The sequence below is a fragment of the Sphingobacterium sp. GW821-FHT03E03 genome (assembly GCF_059420745.1).
Genome location: NZ_JBWKUH010000019.1, coordinates 1 through 18,553, shown reverse-complemented (window position 1 = coordinate 18,553; position 18,553 = coordinate 1). Strand labels below are relative to the sequence as shown.

The 18,553-nt window shown below is 40.0% G+C and carries 13 protein-coding genes; 2 read left to right on the top strand and 11 right to left on the bottom strand.

Translation table 11 applies throughout. The features are described 5' to 3' along the window. The first annotated feature begins 46 nt into the window (after nucleotides 1-46). Nucleotides 47-418 carry a hypothetical protein gene (locus tag AC07UV_RS18455; protein WP_495184810.1) on the top strand — a complete coding sequence of 124 codons (372 nt, stop codon included), beginning with the start codon at nucleotides 47-49 and terminating at the stop codon, nucleotides 416-418. 487 nt (nucleotides 419-905) lie between these two features. After that, a complete protein-coding gene (locus AC07UV_RS18450) occupies nucleotides 906-2,078 on the top strand; it encodes an SH3 domain-containing protein (RefSeq protein ID WP_495184809.1) in 1,173 nt (390 codons plus the stop codon). A 124-nt stretch (nucleotides 2,079-2,202) separates the two neighbouring features. On the opposite strand, the gene lipB is transcribed toward AC07UV_RS18450, so the two are convergent. The 11 genes from lipB to AC07UV_RS18395 all read right to left on the bottom strand — a co-directional run bounded on the left by lipB (nucleotide 2,203) and on the right by AC07UV_RS18395 (nucleotide 18,539). Continuing rightward, complete coding sequence (lipB, locus tag AC07UV_RS18445; protein WP_495184808.1) at nucleotides 2,203-2,898, bottom strand: lipoyl(octanoyl) transferase LipB; 696 nt, start codon at nucleotides 2,896-2,898, stop codon at nucleotides 2,203-2,205. A 58-nt stretch (nucleotides 2,899-2,956) separates the two neighbouring features. Continuing rightward, nucleotides 2,957-4,147 (bottom strand): GTPase HflX, encoded by a 1,191-nt coding sequence (gene hflX / locus AC07UV_RS18440; protein WP_282251795.1) that lies wholly within the window; start codon nucleotides 4,145-4,147, stop codon nucleotides 2,957-2,959. Nucleotides 4,148-4,724: 577 nt separating this feature from the next. Further along, nucleotides 4,725-6,830, bottom strand: coding sequence for an ATP-dependent DNA helicase RecG (gene recG / locus AC07UV_RS18435; protein ID WP_495184807.1), 2,106 nt, complete (start codon nucleotides 6,828-6,830; stop codon nucleotides 4,725-4,727). 175 nt (nucleotides 6,831-7,005) lie between these two features. Then, entirely contained in the window at nucleotides 7,006-7,416 is a 411-nt protein-coding gene (locus AC07UV_RS18430; RefSeq protein ID WP_495184806.1) for a hypothetical protein, read from the bottom strand. A gap of 210 nt (nucleotides 7,417-7,626) precedes the next feature. Next, a complete protein-coding gene (locus AC07UV_RS18425) occupies nucleotides 7,627-9,303 on the bottom strand; it encodes a SusD/RagB family nutrient-binding outer membrane lipoprotein (RefSeq protein WP_495184805.1) in 1,677 nt (558 codons plus the stop codon). A gap of 10 nt (nucleotides 9,304-9,313) precedes the next feature. Next, a complete protein-coding gene (locus tag AC07UV_RS18420) occupies nucleotides 9,314-12,376 on the bottom strand; it encodes a SusC/RagA family TonB-linked outer membrane protein (protein WP_495184804.1) in 3,063 nt (1,020 codons plus the stop codon). A 358-nt stretch (nucleotides 12,377-12,734) separates the two neighbouring features. Further along, nucleotides 12,735-14,282 (bottom strand): S41 family peptidase, encoded by a 1,548-nt coding sequence (locus AC07UV_RS18415; RefSeq protein ID WP_495184803.1) that lies wholly within the window; start codon nucleotides 14,280-14,282, stop codon nucleotides 12,735-12,737. 45 nt (nucleotides 14,283-14,327) lie between these two features. Continuing rightward, entirely contained in the window at nucleotides 14,328-16,112 is a 1,785-nt protein-coding gene (locus AC07UV_RS18410) for a thiol-activated cytolysin family protein (protein WP_495184802.1), read from the bottom strand. 49 nt (nucleotides 16,113-16,161) lie between these two features. Continuing rightward, nucleotides 16,162-17,259, bottom strand: coding sequence for a thiol-activated cytolysin family protein (locus tag AC07UV_RS18405; protein WP_495184801.1), 1,098 nt, complete (start codon nucleotides 17,257-17,259; stop codon nucleotides 16,162-16,164). A gap of 91 nt (nucleotides 17,260-17,350) precedes the next feature. Continuing rightward, on the bottom strand, nucleotides 17,351-18,325 hold the full coding sequence (locus AC07UV_RS18400) for a thiol-activated cytolysin family protein (protein ID WP_495184800.1): 975 nt from the start codon (nucleotides 18,323-18,325) through the stop codon (nucleotides 17,351-17,353). Further along, the gene (locus tag AC07UV_RS18395) at nucleotides 18,294-18,539 is read right to left on the bottom strand and encodes a hypothetical protein (protein ID WP_495184799.1); all 246 of its coding nucleotides are present in this window, start codon (nucleotides 18,537-18,539) and stop codon (nucleotides 18,294-18,296) included. Before AC07UV_RS18395 ends, AC07UV_RS18400 begins: the two co-directional genes overlap by 32 nt. Between the last annotated feature and the right edge of the window lie 14 nt (nucleotides 18,540-18,553).

Below are 18,553 nucleotides of genomic sequence, written 5' to 3'. Positions count from 1 at the left end.
TTTGTGGTTTGGTTTAAAATAATAGCGTCTTAAAAGTAGAATAATTGTGAACGTAAAAGAACGCGTATTGCTGATCGCTGAAAGAAAGGGCATCAGTAAAACTGAATTTTTTAAAGATGTGGGGCTTTCCTATGCCAATTTTAAGGGCGGCCAGAAAAATACAGCGCTGAGTTCGGATGCAATGATTGCAATATTGACCCGCCATCCAGATATTAGTCCTACTTGGCTATTGATGGGTGAAGGTAAAATGATGCGTAGCGCGGAAACCGTTAGCCCTGAACCACAGATTGCTGCTGCAAGTTCCGAAGGTTCGTCAGTTTCCAAACAATTGGTCGCCGCACTTGAGCAGACAATCAAAGCGCAGGAAAAGACAATTTCTGCTTTGGAGGGACAGGTTGTGCTGCTGAATCGGAAGTAAGCGCTGGGCGAGATACTGTGTTAGTTCCGATGAGAGTTCTTTTCTCCAACGGAGACATTCTTTACCCAAAGAGCTTTTAAAACAGCAATTTTTTTTTCTTTCCGAAGAACTAGACACGTGCTCAAATGGAAATACTGCTGTTGTCATCATGTTTCATTGTTAAAATTGGGATTGTGAGACTTATGCCTTGATGCAAAGATGTGAAAACTATTTTTCATTAGTAAAGCCACTTAGTTATTGAAATAGGAACAGATCTGCTCTTCGTTTACAAAATAGCTGATTATAGCGATTTCCTTGGCCTCCTTTTTGCCTATTTTTGTTAAGTATCAGGGATGCTATTGTTAAGCTAAAAATATTGAGCTACCCTTAGGGATGGGTTTCAACAGATTTAGCCGACTTTGATGGATATCTGCATCGCTATTTAAAGAAATAAAGCTATATGTTTAGAAAAGTATTACTCCTGTGCTGTATCCTATACAGTTGTTTTATGAACCGAAGCATGGCGCAGCCAGCGGGTGAACGACCTGTTTATACATCCAAGTGGGGCTATCTCTATCGGGAGTCCGGAAATAACAATGATCCTTTGGGGGTATTTAGTACCGAAGCACCGATTTATCTGCTCGACTCGACCAATATGCAGTATAAGGTGCAGGTCAGCAACGGTGATATTGGCTTTATCGATCGACAACCGCTGAAGAAATTCATGGACGGGAAAAAATCTGCTGGTGAGCCCGCCAAGTATTTTTATCGGGGTGTCGAGGGGTATCAGTGCCCACACTATTATGTGCAGGTGTCCGAACTACGTGTCCGTAAATCGCCTTCAACGACAAGCACCGCTGTGCGCCGCGCTCCGCTCAATGAGTTGCTGTGCATTGATTATGTCCCTTTATATACCGACGGTTGGGTGTATATCGGTGATCATTTTCATGAGAATCCTGAATATGTTCAATTGAAATTTTTAGGCTCCGTCCTGACCTACGATAAAGTACTGAAAGATTATTTGGCGGTAAAAGGTAAGGATCAGGAGGAAGAACTGGTTCAGGTAGGAAGATTGCGGGAGCTGGCTTGGCGGGAGGAGAAAAACTTAAAACAGGCTTTTTCCTATTGGAAGGAATCTTATACCGCTTACGGGGTGGAAAATCCGAAAGTCGATATTGATTTTGAATTGCTGCTGGCCAGTAAACGGGATAAAAAACCTGATTTTGAAGCCTATGAAAAGAAAATGAAGGCGCTGAACTTGCATTTTATCTGGAAAGGGATAGCACTCGTCGACGGAGAAATCAAGGATGCGCAAATGAACCAGTTGAAGATGCAACGTGTATCGGATATACCGGATATGCCCGAATGTGGCTGGGAACCGCGTTACTTTTATAAAACCCCGAATATGATTGTGGCATTTGAGGAAAATTATAAAAAGAAGATCGTCGGAACGGTTTATAAACTATATTTTACGGACGGTGAGATCTTAGTGATAGGCAATGAGCGTATGGACGCCAATTACGCTGAAAGGGATTTTATCAATCATTTTGGTGATATGATCTCTACGAATATGGTCGAAGAACCACATGTGTACCGTTTTCAAAATGGCGACGCAGGCCAACTGATCATCACGTTTAAAGATGGTAAACTGTTTAGCTATGACTGTATGTATTATTGTTAGCCGACCAGAGTAAGGCGCTAAATAAAGAAATGTATTCTACAGGGATTTCCTGTTTTTAAGGATAGCATAACCAAACAAGGACCTGTGTTGAGCAGGTCCTTGTTCGTTTCTATGATTTCTAATGCTAGATTACTTCCATTTCAAAAAGTCTGGCAATGTGTCCGCGAAGTTTTTCCTTCACTTCATCCATATCGACTTCTTGACCAAGTTCCCGCTTCAATGAGGTCACGTCTTTGTCGTCGATACCACAGGGGATGATATTGCTGAAATAATCCAGGTCTGTATTGACGTTAAACGCAAAGCCATGCATGGTTACCCAGCGTGAGGCACGCACGCCCATCGCGCAGATCTTGCGGGCCGTAGGCTTGTCCGGTTCAATCCAAACACCTGTAAACCCTGGATATCTCCCCGCTTGAACACCATAATCGGCGCAGGTCAGGATGATGGCTTCCTCCAATGTTCTTAAATAAAGGTGAATATCGGTAAAGAAGTTGTCGAGATCCAGAATCGGATATCCTACAATCTGACCAGGTCCATGGTAGGTGATATCACCGCCACGGTTGATCTTATAGAACTTCGCTTCTTTTTCTTCCAGGCCTTTTTCATCCAGCAGCAGGTATTCTTCGTGTCCGCTTTTTCCTAAGGTATAGACATGGGGGTGGGCTGTGAAAATCAGGTAGTTTGGCGTGTCTGTCGTTGTCGCATTGACCCGATTGTCATGTTTGACGTCTAATACGCCCTTGAAGATGGACTCTTGTCTGTCCCAGGCTTCCTGATAGTCTACAAGTCCCCAATCTTGGAACTGCACCACTTTATTCATTGCTTATTTTTTTAAGAAGACGGATCGTCAGTAACGATCCGCCGTCATGTTTGTCAAATTAATACAACAGGTTGTTGTATGGATAACGTTCATTATGCATCTTCACGATAATATCGTAAAGTGTCTGTTTGAACTCTTCGATATTTGTCTTGTTTGTTGCAGACAGGAAGATCGCCGGATCGGAGTTTTTCGCCATCCATGAATTGCGGAAATCGTCCAATGTAATTTCTACCTCTTCACCATCGTGTCCTTCTTCAACAGCCGGTTTGTACAGATCGATTTTGTTGAACACTGTAATAACGGGCTTATCTAAAGCTTTCAGATCTTCCAATGTTTCATTTACCGCCTGAATGTGGTCTTCAAAGTTGGGGTGTGAGATATCCACCACGTGGATCAGCACATCTGCTTCTCTGACTTCATCCAATGTAGATTTGAAACATTCCACCAGGTGATGCGGTAATTTGCGAATAAAACCTACCGTATCGGACAGCAGGAACGGAAGGTTGTCGATAACGACCTTACGTACCGTGGTGTCAAGCGTTGCGAAGAGTTTGTTTTCGATCAATACATCAGATTTGGAGATCATATTCATGATCGTTGATTTACCAACGTTCGTATAACCTACCAGAGCTACGCGGATCATCTCGCCACGATTTTTGCGCTGGGTTTCATTCTGCTTGTCGATCGTTCTCAGTCTTTCCTTGAACAACGAAATTTTGTCCAAGATAATCCGTCTATCGGTTTCGATCTGCGACTCACCGGGACCACGCATACCGATACCCCCGCGTTGGCGCTCCAAGTGGGTCCACAGCCGGGTCAGTCGTGGTAGTAGGTATTGCAATTGTGCCAGTTCCACCTGGGTTTTTGCCTGTGCAGTTTTCGCATGTCGGGCAAAGATATCCAGGATCAGATTGGAACGGTCCAAGATTTTGCGTTGGAGTTCTTTCTCGATGTTACGCAGTTGGGATGGGGATAACTCATCGTCAAAGACAACAATGTCGATCTCTTCGGCTTCGACATAGGCTTTGATCTCTTCAAGTTTTCCGCTACCGACAAAGGTCGCCCTATCCGGAAAAGCTAACTTCTGCGTAAACATACCTTTGGTCTCTCCGCCGGCTGTTTGTACGAGAAATTCAAGTTCTTCCAGGTATTCCCTTGCTTTTGTTTCAGTCACGCCTTGAGTGATCACACTGACCAAGACGGCTGTTTCGGGTTTTATTGCTGTATCGTGTATTTTAATTCTGGCCATTTTGTACTATTAAGTATATTGTAGCGTATGGAGCGCGTTCAACTATGAGTTCATAGCGATCGTCTGCCTCTTATCATACTTCCACTTTTAATTTTTGTTTTGAAAAAGGTGAATTTAAGAAAAACCAATAAGTTTTTTGTGATTTGCTTACCAGGGGCAACTCAAAATAAGTAAGCGGTCAGTCGCCATCTTTTGCCTAGTAAAAGAAGGGGATATTTTTTATATCATGATCATAATGATGCAAAATTAAATAATTTTGATTTTATATACAAATGAATTGATCACTGGATTTTTGTATAAGTGATTTATGACGATCTGTTTACCTTACTTTTGGTCACCATTTCTCAGGGGAATGAAACCTCTCTCGGAAAGGTTTATGCTGACTTGGGCATTTCTGAGGAAAGCCGTTGGTAGACTATTTGGATTTATTGGGCGCTGAATCGCGTCAAATAGTTTATTGAATGCTCAGCTTATGGAGCATTCTCGTGGGCACTGAAGGTGTCATCATCTGGTTTGTGCCGAATATATAGCGTTTCTTTTTTTGAATTTAAGTGCGCCAGTACTGATTGGCTGAAGATCAGGATATTTTGTCCCAGGCAATACCATCTGATTTCCGAGCCAAAAAGCTTCGAAGTAACTGATTTTTCTCGCTCTGAAGCGTAGGATCTTCTTTAAATATGGCAATCACGGTGTTTCTACACTCGGTCAATAAGGCCTGGTCTGTCGCTAGATTGGCCATCTTAAGGTCAAGGACGCCAGATTGTTGTGTGCCGGAGATGTCACCGGGGCCGCGTAATTCCAAGTCAACTTCGGCGATCTCAAAGCCGTCATTGGTGCGCACCATGGTATCCAGCCGGAGACGGCCTTCCTTGCTGAGCTTATTTCCCGACATCAGGATACAAAAGGACTGTTCGGCTCCACGGCCTACACGCCCCCGCAATTGATGGAGTTGGGAGAGGCCAAATCGTTCGGAGTTTTCAATGACCATGACAGAGGCATTAGGCACATTGACACCGACTTCAATTACGGTTGTTGCCACCATGATCTGTGTTTCATGCTTCACAAAACGCTGCATCTCAAAATCCTTATCTTTTACGGGCATCTTGCCGTGAACAATGCTGATTTTATATTGCGGAAGGGGAAATTCGCGCTGTAAATTCTCCAGCCCTGCTTCTAAATAAATCAAGTCCAGTTTTTCACTTTCTTTGATCAGGGGATAGACCAGATAGACCTGTCTGCCTTTGGCGATTTCCTCGCGCATAAAACCAAACATCCGCAGACGGGAGCTTTCAAAGAAATGCACGGTTTTAATCGGTTTACGTCCGGCGGGAAGTTCGTCGATCACCGAAATATCAAGGTCACCATACATGGTCATCGCCAGCGTCCTTGGAATAGGAGTCGCTGTCATGACCAGCATATGCGGTGGAATGACATTTTTGCGCCAGAGTTTAGCCCGCTGTTCCACACCAAAACGGTGCTGTTCATCAATGACAACAAAACCAAGATTTTTAAATTGCACTTTATCCTCAATGAGTGCATGGGTGCCGATCAGGATATCGAGTGTTCCCTCTTCAAGCGCCTGATGTATCAGCCGACGTTCTTTGGTGCCGGTTGACCCTGTGAGCAGTTTGATGCTGACGAGATCATCACCGACAAGCTGTTTGAGTCCATGATAATGCTGTGTGGCCAAGATCTCGGTAGGTGCCATCATACAGGCTTGGAAGCCGTTGTCAACTGCGAGCAGCATACTCATCAGGGCAACGACCGTTTTACCGGAACCCACATCACCTTGCACGAGACGGTTCATCTGCGCGCCAGTATTGGTGTCGATACGGATTTCTTTAACAACGCGTTTCTGTGCACCCGTCAACGGGAATGGAAGTCGTTCATTGAAAAAAGTGTTGAACTTTTCGCCTACTTTATTGAAGCGCTGGCCTCTGAATTTCTGCGTGTTCAGTTGTTTGTTGTTGAGCAGTTTGAGCTGGATGAAAAACAGCTCTTCAAATTTGATCCTTTTGATGGCCTGGTTCAATTCCTTTTGGTTGCTTGGGAAGTGAATGGACGCTAACGCCTGCTGGTGAGAAACCAGTTGGTGTTTTGCCATTATTTCCTGGGGAATCGTTTCACCGATACTCCGAAATACCGTCTCCAATGCTGTCTGCTGCAAACGTTGGATGCCTTTGGTGTCCAAATTGAATTTTTTGAGTTTCTCCGTGGAGGAATAGACTGGCTGTAAGCTCATGTTACCCGCCTGTTTGACCTGCGGATTGTACAGGTCCATTTCAGGGTGGGTGATGGAAAGCTGCCCATTAAATTCGCTGGGCTTGCCATAAATGATATAGGCCGAACCTACTTTCAGGGACTTTTGGAGCCAGGGAATGGACTGGAACCAGACAAGTTCCATGGAGCCGGTTTCGTCCTTGAATGAGCCGACGAGGCGCTTGGTCCTTTTTTCACCCACGAGCTGTAGTGAAACCAGCCGCCCCAAAACCTGTGCCGCCATCATATCGGGGTGCAGCTTCCGTATCTTGTGGAATTCTGTACGGTCGATATAACGGAAAGGATATTGGGTCAACAGGTCCCCAATGGTAAATACCTGTAACTCTTTCTTGAGTACATCTGCCTTTTGGGGACCTACACCTTTGAGGTATTCTATTGGGGTAATTAAACTTAATTCAGCCATTCTTCTCGAATGGCTAAAATACGAAAAATTTAATTTTTACGATTTAAATACTTCTACAAATGGCTTACCATTCCTGCATTGAACTGATTTTTTTCCTATTTGTGTGACTGGTCTGACAGGCTTTTTTTTACGCTCAATGCACTTAGTCTTGTAAAGTTTTCTGTTTTGAATCAGTTTATTCGTACTTAATCGTGGCCTTTCCTTCCTTACAGATGACATTAATCGGTTTTCGATAAGGAGTGCAATTGATCCTTGGAGCCATCATGGGCTGGTATATTTCCATCAGCTTATTATAATCATTGATCATGTTCTGTAAGGTCGTTTTATCAACGGAACGGTGGTAGGGGATATGATTGGTGCCACATACGGTCTGGATGTCTATTATTTTCCAGTCATCGGCATTGGAACATTCTTTTGGGCTGGCCAGCGCTATAATTTTACTGTATTTTTCATTTGAAAGTGTTTCCAATTCCTTTTCGGTTTTTTCTTTATAGGGGTTGTCAAGATGGGATTCGGATTTACAAACAACAAATAGCATAGTACAAGCGAGCAGGGAGGTAATACCTAGGACGGACAGATTTTTCATAATAGCGTATTTGGTTTTTTGACTGAACGGACAATTTTGTGTAGGTGCTACAGTGAGGATCGAAAATTTCTCATGGCTGTGATTTTTTTAAAACTGTGGTTTGTGCTGGGCCGTAGGAGGGGGGAGCCTTAGAGTAAAGCGGAATCAGAACGGTAAAAAAAGCGGCTTAACCTTATGGTTAAGCCGCTTCGGTATTGCAGGGAATTCTTTTTAGAAATTTCCTTTCGCAACATCCCACCAAAGGCGTGTACCCCCATTGTCGGGGCCACCCAATAAAGCAACAGCTTTCTGTACTTCGGCTTTATTAGTAATCTCTTCATTTTGAGGGAATGGTAATCGACGAATCTGTACTTTTGTATCGATCAGTCCAGCACTGTTATTGACAACAACAGGAAATAAACGTGGATATCCGGTACGACGGAATTCACTCCATGCCTCTTGTCCTTCCGGGAAGATTGCCAACCATTTTTGGGTAATAATGCGTTCTAACTTTTCCTCGTTTGTTGCGGCATCATTCCATTTAATAGTAATATTACTTGGCGATTTTGCATCGTTGTCTTTGTTGATAGGGTCTTCGTAATCTGCCGCTATATTCGTATTATCATTTAAGTAGACATTTAAGCCTGAAGTTACCCCCCATTGTGCGAAAGAAGTTTCGATTCCTTTTTCATAAAGCGATTGCGCTGTTCCGCCTGGATTATTCCATCCTCTTAAAGCGGCTTCAGCACGCAAGAAATAGACTTCTGCGGCGGTCATCAAGACAGGTGCTGTGCTTGGAGTAAGCGTAGGGGTGTTTCCTTCTGTATTGAGCGCGGAAAAATTTAGATGCGTTTCTTTTTTTATACCACTTCCACCAGCACGAATACCAATATATTTTCCTTTAGATTTTAATAATATCGTCTCTGTTGTCGCTGGGGTAACAGGAGACATGTATCTGGAGATCCTTGGATCTTTTAGTCCGACCATATAGGATGTGAGGGTTGCGTTAATGCGTGTGTCTGCCCAGTTTTTAGAAATAAACCATAATGGATTAGTAAAAGTTCCTTCTGTTGGTACTTTCACTTTAAAGTTTTCAGTATTATTTTCCAGGACTCCGCCATTGGCTGGGTTTAACGCAATTTCAGCTTGGGTCTTTGCTTGTTGTGGCGCTACTTTCACAATGCGCATAGCAAGACGTAGTCTAAGCGAATTGGCCAGTTTAAGCCAATTTTTAAATCGGGTCTGATTATCCATGTTTGGATAAACCAAATCTAATGATTCAATTTTGTCACTCATAGGGCTTTGTGAATTGAATGCTTTTAGAACATCTATTACCTGATCCAACTCATTAAAGAACGTTGTATAAATATCAGATTGCTTGTCATAAGGAATAGTTTCCTCAGCTGATCCAACTTTGATGTACGGGATTGGCCCATAAATATCAGTAACACGGCTTGCGGCCTCTACTTTAAGGATTTTTGCGACGGCTCCAAGAGCGGGATAGTTTTTGTCCAGGCCGTTTTTTTGTAATTTGTCGATAGGATTAATTACACTAAGGTAAAGGACTTTAAAAGCTTCCCCATTCCATTCGCTTTTCAGGGCGTAATTAAGGTTACTCCGTTCAAAATCTGTTGCTGGCATCATGTATCCTGAGAAGACATCAGCATTTAAGTTTTGTTGTAGCTGAAAAGAATTGGGATCTCCTCCGCCAGAAAAATTGTATATAGCCATCTGAGGCCTTTTAAACAATATCTCCAAGTCTTTTCCACCAGCGGCTAGTTCTTCGTCAGTCAAGCCTAAATTATTCTTGTTGTAGTCTTCAAAATTCTTAGTACAGCCGTTCAAGGTTCCTCCAATGAGTAAACCTGAAACTATAAATTTGCTTATATTGTTGAACGTATATTTCATGTGTGTATTCTTAAAAAGTTGCATTTAACGTTAGTCCGTAGTTACGTGTTGCCGGCATCATAAAGATATCTATACCGTTAAGCGAATTGCCTGTGGACATTGTTACTTCTGGATCAAAAGGTGCTTTCTTTGTGATATAGAACAGATTTCGCCCAACAGCATTGACACGAAGTTTTTTGAAGAAACTATCTTTGATATTAAAGTCATAACCAAATGTCAATTCGCGTAATCTCACCACTGTTCCATCGTAAATATATTGACTACTTGCAGGTGTCATGCCCCCAGTCGAACTATACCATTGTTCGGCATCGATGTTGGTGACAGGGGTTCCATTTGATGTGGCACCATTGATAGTTACACCACCGTTCGCACGCGCGTCGCCACTAACTTTTGATACTCCCCTTCCATCGAGTAGCGCTTGCGTCAATGACATCACTTGATAATCAAATTTACCATCGATAAGGAAACTCAAATTAAAATTCTTGTAGCTAAAAGTATTATTCCAGCCCATCTGCCAGATTGGATTCGAATTTCCTAATTTGACGTATTCCGAATTTACTTGAGGTGTTCCGTTGGCGTCAACGATAATCCGACCCTGGCTGTCTTTTACAAAATCCTTTCCATAGATATCGCCGAAGGAGCCGCCAACTTGAAATTTTGATGCATAATTACCGAAATTTCCTGCGCCTGTTAGAGCAAATTCAGTTACACGATCATCTAATTTCACAATCTTATTTTTATTATAGGTGAGATTTAAGCTGGTATTCCAGGTGAAATTATCATTTTTAATCGCATCCAATGATATCAATGCTTCTATACCTTGATTTTGGATATCTCCGGCATTGATCGCAAATTGATTGTATAAAGATGCCTGGTTTGCCGCAATTTTAAAGAACTGATTCTTGGTGTTAGTTTTATAATAGGTCACATCCACATTTAAACGGTTGTTCCACATGCGCCACTCTGTTCCAATTTCCAGCGAGTGAGTTTTCTCAGGTTTTAGCGTTTTAAGAAAAGCAATGTCATTTAATGTCAATACAGAATATGAGCCTAGAGAATTGGTCAATAACGTAGTGTACGGTGGAAGATCATTACCTACAATAGCATAAGACGCTCTTACTTTTGCCATATTGATAAATTCCGGCATGTTTAATTTATCATTCAATACGACCCCTAATCCGACGGATGGATAAAAGAAAGATTTAGAATCTGTAAATGCTAGGGTGCTGGACCAGTCATTACGTGCTGTAAGATCGAGATAGAGCCATTGATCGTAAGACAAGTTCGTGCTTGCAAATATTGATTGCAGCTGTCGACGATTATTGGATAATGCAGATGGATCAGGTGTTGTGGAATTTTGAATTATAAACTGATTTGGGTATTCTAAACCTGCAGTTCCGCTAGTATAGTTTACGCCTTCTGTTTTCCAGTCCGTGATACTCGTGCCGACCAATCCTGTAATCTGGAATTTATCATTGACTTGAAAATTCATGTTGGCGATAAAATCTCCATATTGTTGTGTAATGGTGGTATTTGTATAATCATACCGACCATTTGGTTTGCCGAGAGGGGTTGGTGTACCTGCGTATACTTTTCTGTCCCATATTTCACTTGTACGATCTACACTACCGCGCGCTTGAACACTTATCCAAGGTGCAATCTGATATTTTGCGCTACCATTTAGTAAGAGACGATTACGCGTTGAACGGGTTGGGTTCCGATTTACAATCCACCATGGATTTTGCTGTGTTGTTTGTACATCATTTAAAGTGTACCAATTTTGATCATAAAGATTACGAGAACTATTAAAAGTTTCAAATTGTTTATAGTCAGCGATATTTAGATCCCGTGGCATCAGATATAATCCGATTAATGGATTGAAGTAGAAGCCAGAAGTTGGGGCATTATCAAGCTTTTGCGTTATGTAGTTAGCACTTCCTTCTACTGTTAGTTTATCATCAAAAAATTTGGCGCTTTCCTTCAGGTTGAAGTTATGCCGCGTAAGATCATTTTGGGGTAATATTCCTTTTGCTAGGGTATTGGCGTAAGAAAAATAAGTTTGATTTTTCTCATTGCCACCCGATAAGGTCAACGAATTGGTAAAATTACTTCCGGTACGGAGAAACTCACCAACATTGTCATAATTTTTACCATCGGTTTGTGCTCCCCAGCTTGATAAACTAGTTATATTGCTTTTACCACCTGAACCTCGTCCATATTGGTTTTGGAACTCAGGTAATGATACCGCCTGCTCAATCTGTGCGCTTGATGAAAAATTGATCGTTGTACGGCCTTGTTTGCCAGATTTTGTCGTAATTAAAATAACACCGTTGGCGGCTTGACTTCCATATAACGCAGCTGCTGAGGCGCCTTTTAACACAGATATATTTTCTACATCCTCTGGGTTGATTAACGCGATTGGATCTCCACCATCACGGTCACCGCCATAGATATTTCCAGGTTGTGAAGCTACTGTCTGATTATTGATCGGAACACCGTCCACAACGTAAAGCACTTGGTTATTCCCAGAGGCGGATTTGTTGCCACGTAAGACAACTTTTGCAGACCCTCCAGGACCGGAAGAGCTAGAAGCAATGTTGAGCCCAGCTACTTTTCCATTTAAGTTATTAGCTAAGTTGGTGCTTTTCACCTTGTTCAGTTCATCTCCATTGACCTGTTGAGTGGAGTAGGTCAGTGATTTCTGTGCACGACTGATACCTAGCGCGGTGACAACAACACTTTCGAGCTGTTGCGTCTGCCCCTCCAAGCTTACCGTAACTGTTGTTTCTCCTGGTCCAAGTGTAATCGTCTTATTTTCGTAGCCAACTGTGCTGATATTCAGGATACGATTTTTGTCGTCTACATTGATCTGAAATGTTCCCTTACTGTCTGTGGAGCTTGCTGTTGACGTTCCCAATACTTTAATGGTGGCGCCCGCGAGTGGAGCTTTTGTTTTTGCGTCGACAACCGTTCCTTTCACCTGGTTGCTTTGTGCGTGTAGTAAAGATGCTGAAAAAAGCATTGTCGGAACAATACTCAACATCTTAAGTGTAGTGTATAATTTGTTATTCATCTAGTATATGAGTTATATTCAGTTTTTTATATACATATTTTCACAACAGAAGTTATTTTTCACGGTAATGGCTAATTCCATTTAGCATGTCGGTTAGGGAAAACGATATTGAATAGAGCGGGAGAGCAAAATAAATTATGATAGTATATTATTCAATATCCCAATTGATAGGAGTGGAGGAAAGTGTGATTTCCTTTAATAAATACTAATTTACTACTGTTGATGAGAAATCAAAAATTTTAAGAAACAAAATTGATACAAAAGTGTTTTTACTTTATTTAAAGTGTTGTTTTTTAACATCTTAAATTTTTTTTGATTTCTGATTTCTTCAAGAATTGTATTATTCAGTAGGAAATACTTAATTCTTTTTTAGTTTTAGATCTTTAATTGTTTTCAGATTTCCTTGCAAACGATCGTTATTGAAGTAATAAACAGGAGGTATTCTATTTGAGTAATCTCCTTTCTCTGAAATTTTGAGACCTTTTTTGGGGATGCTATTGTAAATTATTGAATTTATTGCAGGATCTTCTTTAGAACCGAAATCAGTTTCGATATTGTCTATAACAGTTTGATCAGCAAGTATGCCTTTAAAATAATCTCCCTCATTTTGTGCGTTTAAAAGTTGGTACATACTCAGGTAAAGGTCAAATTGATTTATTTTAATTGGGAAAAAGCCGATTGGTTTACCATAAGTCTGCACCTTTTCTTGGCCCGTTCTTGATACACCGATGATTTGCACGTCCAGATATGGTTTAAAAATATTAATTAACAGCTCGCTCGCGGATGCGGTCATATCACTGACTATAAAATAGATTTTTTTAAGACCCGGCAAGCCTGATTCTTTATTAAAATAGCTGGTATTTGTCCTTATTGTATAATCTAAATCGTATAGGGTGATTGGTTTATTATTGTTATAGACAGGTTTTCCATTTTCATCTAATAGGTGTTGGGACTTTAAGATGTCAGCTTTTCCATTTTGCATTAGATTATTGTAGTGTTCGGAATACATAATTTTCTTGTTCACTGAAGAAGGAGCTATCAAGTTCGCGAAGAAATTAACACTGGTTTGGAACCCTCCCTGATTGTATCTCAGATCGACGATCAATTCTGAGACATTAGATTGTTCAAATGTTAAAAAGGCAGGTTCTAGATATTTTTTAGTATTTTCCTCCGAAGTAAAACTATTATAGGCTAAATAGCCGATTTTAGTGTTGCTTCTGTTTAATACTAACTTTTTGACAACCGGATTTTGTTCATATATAGCTGCATTTAATCGGACTTCTCTTCTTCCTAAATTTAGATCAAGTATCTCAAATTTGATAAAAGATAGGTTAAGTGCAATTTGCCATTGTTTGATAAAGGACTTTTCCGAAATGATCCCCTCTCCATTGATAGTCAAAATTTGCATTCCCCTGGTTAGTCCTGCTTTTCCTGCAGGTGAATTTGGATCTACATAAAGAAGCCGAATATTGTTATTCTCCATTGCGACAGAAATACCAAAGGGATTTGATAAGGTATAATCCTTTATCGTGTTTTCATTGATAGAAGCAGGTGTTTGAACTATAGTTGAGTATTTGGGTGATCCTGGATTTAACGAATTATACTCATAAAGTTCATTTGTTATTATATTTTTTGCGTAACGAGTTAACTGAAAAATTTCATTTTCATAAAGCTTGATTTCATTTGTTTGTGCTTGAAAAAAAGATGTTGGATTGAAACGATCAATTGCAGGCAATTGATCGTTCCATAAATATACTTGTTGAGCAACGAGATAAATAGAATCTAAATTTTCTAGTATGTTAGGCTGACTTGATGAAATATCATAAACGGGGATGTCCTTTTTATTGCAAGAATACAAAAGAAGTATAACACCGGCCAAGAAAATATTAAATAACTCAGTTTTCATCGTTTATTTTCGCGTTGTATTGATCTACTTTTTTGACAGCTTTTATCATTCATTTGTTTCTAGTTTTTCAAATTTTTCAAAACCATTTAACGATTCAGGTAAAACGTAATAATGATCAGCGTTGGGCTTTAACTTGAAAAGATAGTTGTCAATAAGTATATTCCAAGCTCGTGGTAAATAGGAGGCATCTACATCTGGATAATAGTGTTTCTTTGAATGAACCGTCTTATCTAAATAATGTTCGAAACCATAATTTTTGAAGAATATACTTTCGGGTCGAGCGTTTTGACTTTGAGATCCATTTAATAAAACGAAATAATTTCCTTTTGCTTGTGTTGATAGGATAGCATCATATTTAAATTCCAAAAAATTTGGAACTATCAACCTGAGTGTTGCTCCAGGGTCACTATAGCAGGCAATGTATGGATCAGCAGTACGCGTAATAGAGCGGCTAAATCCGAGCGATGGACTGGTGTTTCCATTATACATTCCTGGGCTCTTATCTTCCTGCTTAATATTTCGGTATTCAATCCTTACATATGGTTTATCAAAAGGACCATAATTAATCTGAAAAGGAGCGGAGAACAGTTCATTACCTTCTTTTAGCAGCGCTAATTGAAATGCAATTGGTACTCCGGGGCTTTCTTTTGAATATGTACTATTTGCTGTTAAGGTTTGAATAAATCCTGCTAGTCCTTGGATTTTTTCCGCAGGTGATGAGTCAGTTCCAACACCTGTATATTTGACCTTGATGGAAGCCTCGTTTATTATTTGTTTCTCTTCTTCGGTCATATCTTTACCAAGCCCAACGAGACCTTTAAGGATATCGATCTGTTTATAAACAGCATTGTATAGCTTTTCGCTACTATATTTGGACTCAATAACCATTATTCCCATTCTGCCATATGTCACGCTTTTGACAAAAAGAGGTGTCACACCACCTGTAATTTTTTGCAGATCCAGTCCTCTTGGATCAAATAATTTATCATATCCATTATAATCCTCTACATCTATCGTGAAATTTTCCTGAGAAAATCGAATCTTCATTGCAGATATTGAGGTGATCTTATGATTCTCACCTTGTTTGATCGTATTTGTGCCAACTAGGAATGCATCTATTCCTTTGTTAAATCCGTATAATGTCTTTAATTCCTCATATACTCGAAATGTGTCCCTCTCCACTTCTAATTTAGCTGCGCCGATGTCATCAGGGTATAAACGCTCTAAATCAGTCAATGCAGCATTAAATAGCGTTCTTTCGGCAGTAGGTCGTGGTAAGTTTGTATATGCAACTTTATCTGGCGAAATAGGCATCGATGTAGATATTGTCACCGGACGAATATGATCTGAAATTCCTTGCAAAATTTTGGGATCGAACAGTGCGCCATCTACACTTCTACCATCAATAATTGAACCCGGATAGATAATCTTGCTCATTTCCGGCTCAACAATGGTGAACATTTGTGACTTGTATTTTTGATAAAGAAATATCTGGTTATCCTTCACATCTATTGTATCGCCTACCGGCTCCGTCCATGCATCAGCACGTGTGCCTCCAGATCTCAAAGTTGCATCAGTACTGCTTTTTTTTGCAAATCCTTGATTGCTAATTTGTCTAGGGAAGGAATTCGTGTTTATAGAGAATAGGTCTAATTTGGGATCTTTAAGCGATTTCAAGCTATCGTCAAATGTAGTTTTATTAAGATCGAAGTGATCTTTTGAACACCCCCAAACTAAAATAAGCAGACAGAAGTAATATAATATTCTGCTGCTTTTTGGGATATATTTTTTTCTATAACGTTTTAATGTTGTATTCATTTTAATTTCCATATTTTTATGTCGCTAGCTGCACTATTTGACCGCTATCAATTTCATATAATTAATAGCGCTGAATGTTAAAAACAGTTTTAAACCTAGAATTGTCTTTTAGATACTTGGCAGTATAGGAGATTGGTACGCCCGGATCACTGGCTGTAAAGGTTCCTACATTTTCTGATATAAAATTTGATAGGTTCTCCGGATCAGGGTCCAGCAGCAACTGAACTGTATTACTCCCTATTTTACTCCCTAATAAATAAATTGTTATTCTACTGCCAGCGAACAGAGACTTTTCTTCTTGTGTGTATGATTCTGTAGTTTTTTTCAAAATTTTCTTAACAACCTTTTCGAAAACACTTTGCATATCACTACTGGCTTTATTAGATTCAAGCACTAGTAAACCAAAGCGTCCATAAGTTACCGAATTGATATAGACTGGCGAAAAACCATTAAATACATCGGACGGAATGGATTTAATGTCAATAAGTTCTCCTTCTACTGGATCAGACATATCAAAGGTGAAATTTTTGACAGTATAGCTTGCAACATATTTCGAATAATATTGGGTAGAATTAGAGCTTCCGCTAAATGAAGTGTTTGTTGAAGAAAATAGTTTTTTTTCATTTACATTATACCCAAATGCAAGCTTCACTTCTTCATATTTATTAAATCCTGCAAAGTATTGGGTAAAATCAACAATGGTCTCGCCCGAAAAATCAGGAGCCATCAATGCATCTCTTAAAAACATCCTGCTGTTCGCTAGACTCGCAGTTGGTATTGTTCCAAACGATTTGCTTGATGGGAATGAAAGTTGCACACTGATTGGTGCTCTATCATAACCAAAAAGGGTTTCAAATTTATCATTTGCTATCGAGGATGCTTTTAAAATAGCCCCCGGATAGATGTAACTCGCGTTTGATGGGGTTACTATCATTTCATCGGACTCATAATATGAAACTGTCCCGACTCCCGATGGGGTTGTCGTATCCCGCAGATGGGTCAAAACAGCTTTTTTACTTGTGCCAGACGAAGGCTCTACTCCAAGCTTTTTGCTTCCAATAATAACTGGTGCAACAGGTTGAATCTTTAGATCCTTAAAATAACTTGATAGTAATTTTTTTTCACTCTTTTGCGAATCGGTGTTCTCTTGATAAGGCATGTCCTTTTTGCACCCGCTTATTATCAAAAGGAATAAGACTGATAGAATGTACAGGTTTTTTCTCATGACCATTGTTGATTATTATAGACAATTAGTACGTAATATTCAGTTTAAATTTGTTTCTGAACGTTCCGAAATCGCGTAAATAGTTCAATGAATAATACAAGATAACTCCTGGGTTGTCTGGGGTAAAGTTTCCATTCTGGGCAATTACTCGTGCAAATCCAGCTAAACCTCCAGTTACTGCTTCAACAGTGCTTTTTCCATCCACTCCGATTATATAAACCTTTATTCTTGCATTTTGGATGGTTGCTTTTTGTTCCTTGGTGAGTCGTAAACTAAGTTCAGCATAAAATTTATCTCCCAATTTTCCAGTAGCGGATACACCTAACATTTCGGCGGAAAGGTTGAAAGCTACGTTTAATGTCTGCTTTACCATTGAATAAGATGAATCAGACTCCATAAAGAAAATTCCCTTGCGTCCGTAAGTTACTGAACTTACAATCAACGGTTCGTAAGGCCCAATTGTTTTAATATCAAAGCTTTCTTTTAAAAAAGGTTCATATATGGGTGGTTCTATGTTAACCGAAAAGTTTTCTTGGGTAAATTCTGCCCGTACTTTTGTCTTAAAGCTGGACTTGCTTAGTGTATCCAAGTAGTCGACCGTCAATATTTTTCCCAAATCCAGATTTGCACCAAATGATTTTTTTAGCTCCTCAGTCTTTTGAAATTGGCTCTGTTCATAGGTAAACGATTGGATTTGGATACCAGAGCCGGCTTTTAGCGCGTTTCTCAAATATTCATTCTCTACTCTTTTTGATGGTAAGGTCGTTCTCGCAATGCTGTCAGTAGGGAAGTTGACATACATAGTTATCGGATTACGATGCTGTGGAGCGATAAAGACCGTTTTTACATTGTCAACATTAATTGCATCCTCCCCTTTAATAATGGCTCCAAGGTATAATTGCCTTCTGGTTTCGTCTAGGACAGCTGGTATTTCGGTAGATTCATAAAAAGCAGTTTTCCCTGTTCCGTCAGCCCATGCACTGTCCCTTAGAAATGTCATGGAGTTTTGTTTTGTTTAGCAGCCCTTGTACTCCATTCTTGTCAAAATTGGATAAGTTAAATATTGTAGGTTCAAAGGCATACTTTTTGAAACTTTTGGCTTGTGCGTTGATTTCTTTTTCCTCACTTGGTACCAAATCTTTTACTTTGGAACATGATGTGGCCAGTAAGCCGAGAATAGTTGCCGGCAGGATAATTCTTTTAATTGTTTTCATGCATTAAGTTTTTT

Coding starts and splice junctions, on each gene's coding strand:
- AC07UV_RS18430 (WP_495184806.1), bottom strand. CDS start 7,416: ATGAAAAATCTGTCCGTCCTAGGTATTACCTCCCTGCTCGCTTGTACT.
- hflX (WP_282251795.1), bottom strand. CDS start 4,147: ATGGCCAGAATTAAAATACACGATACAGCAATAAAACCCGAAACAGCC.
- AC07UV_RS18425 (WP_495184805.1), bottom strand. CDS start 9,303: ATGAAATATACGTTCAACAATATAAGCAAATTTATAGTTTCAGGTTTA.
- AC07UV_RS18410 (WP_495184802.1), bottom strand. CDS start 16,112: ATGGAAATTAAAATGAATACAACATTAAAACGTTATAGAAAAAAATAT.
- AC07UV_RS18450 (WP_495184809.1), top strand. CDS start 906: ATGAACCGAAGCATGGCGCAGCCAGCGGGTGAACGACCTGTTTATACA.
- AC07UV_RS18405 (WP_495184801.1), bottom strand. CDS start 17,259: ATGCCTTATCAAGAGAACACCGATTCGCAAAAGAGTGAAAAAAAATTA.
- AC07UV_RS18400 (WP_495184800.1), bottom strand. CDS start 18,325: ATGACATTTCTAAGGGACAGTGCATGGGCTGACGGAACAGGGAAAACT.
- recG (WP_495184807.1), bottom strand. CDS start 6,830: ATGGCTGAATTAAGTTTAATTACCCCAATAGAATACCTCAAAGGTGTA.
- AC07UV_RS18395 (WP_495184799.1), bottom strand. CDS start 18,539: ATGAAAACAATTAAAAGAATTATCCTGCCGGCAACTATTCTCGGCTTA.
- lipB (WP_495184808.1), bottom strand. CDS start 2,898: ATGAATAAAGTGGTGCAGTTCCAAGATTGGGGACTTGTAGACTATCAG.
- AC07UV_RS18420 (WP_495184804.1), bottom strand. CDS start 12,376: ATGAATAACAAATTATACACTACACTTAAGATGTTGAGTATTGTTCCG.
- AC07UV_RS18415 (WP_495184803.1), bottom strand. CDS start 14,282: ATGAAAACTGAGTTATTTAATATTTTCTTGGCCGGTGTTATACTTCTT.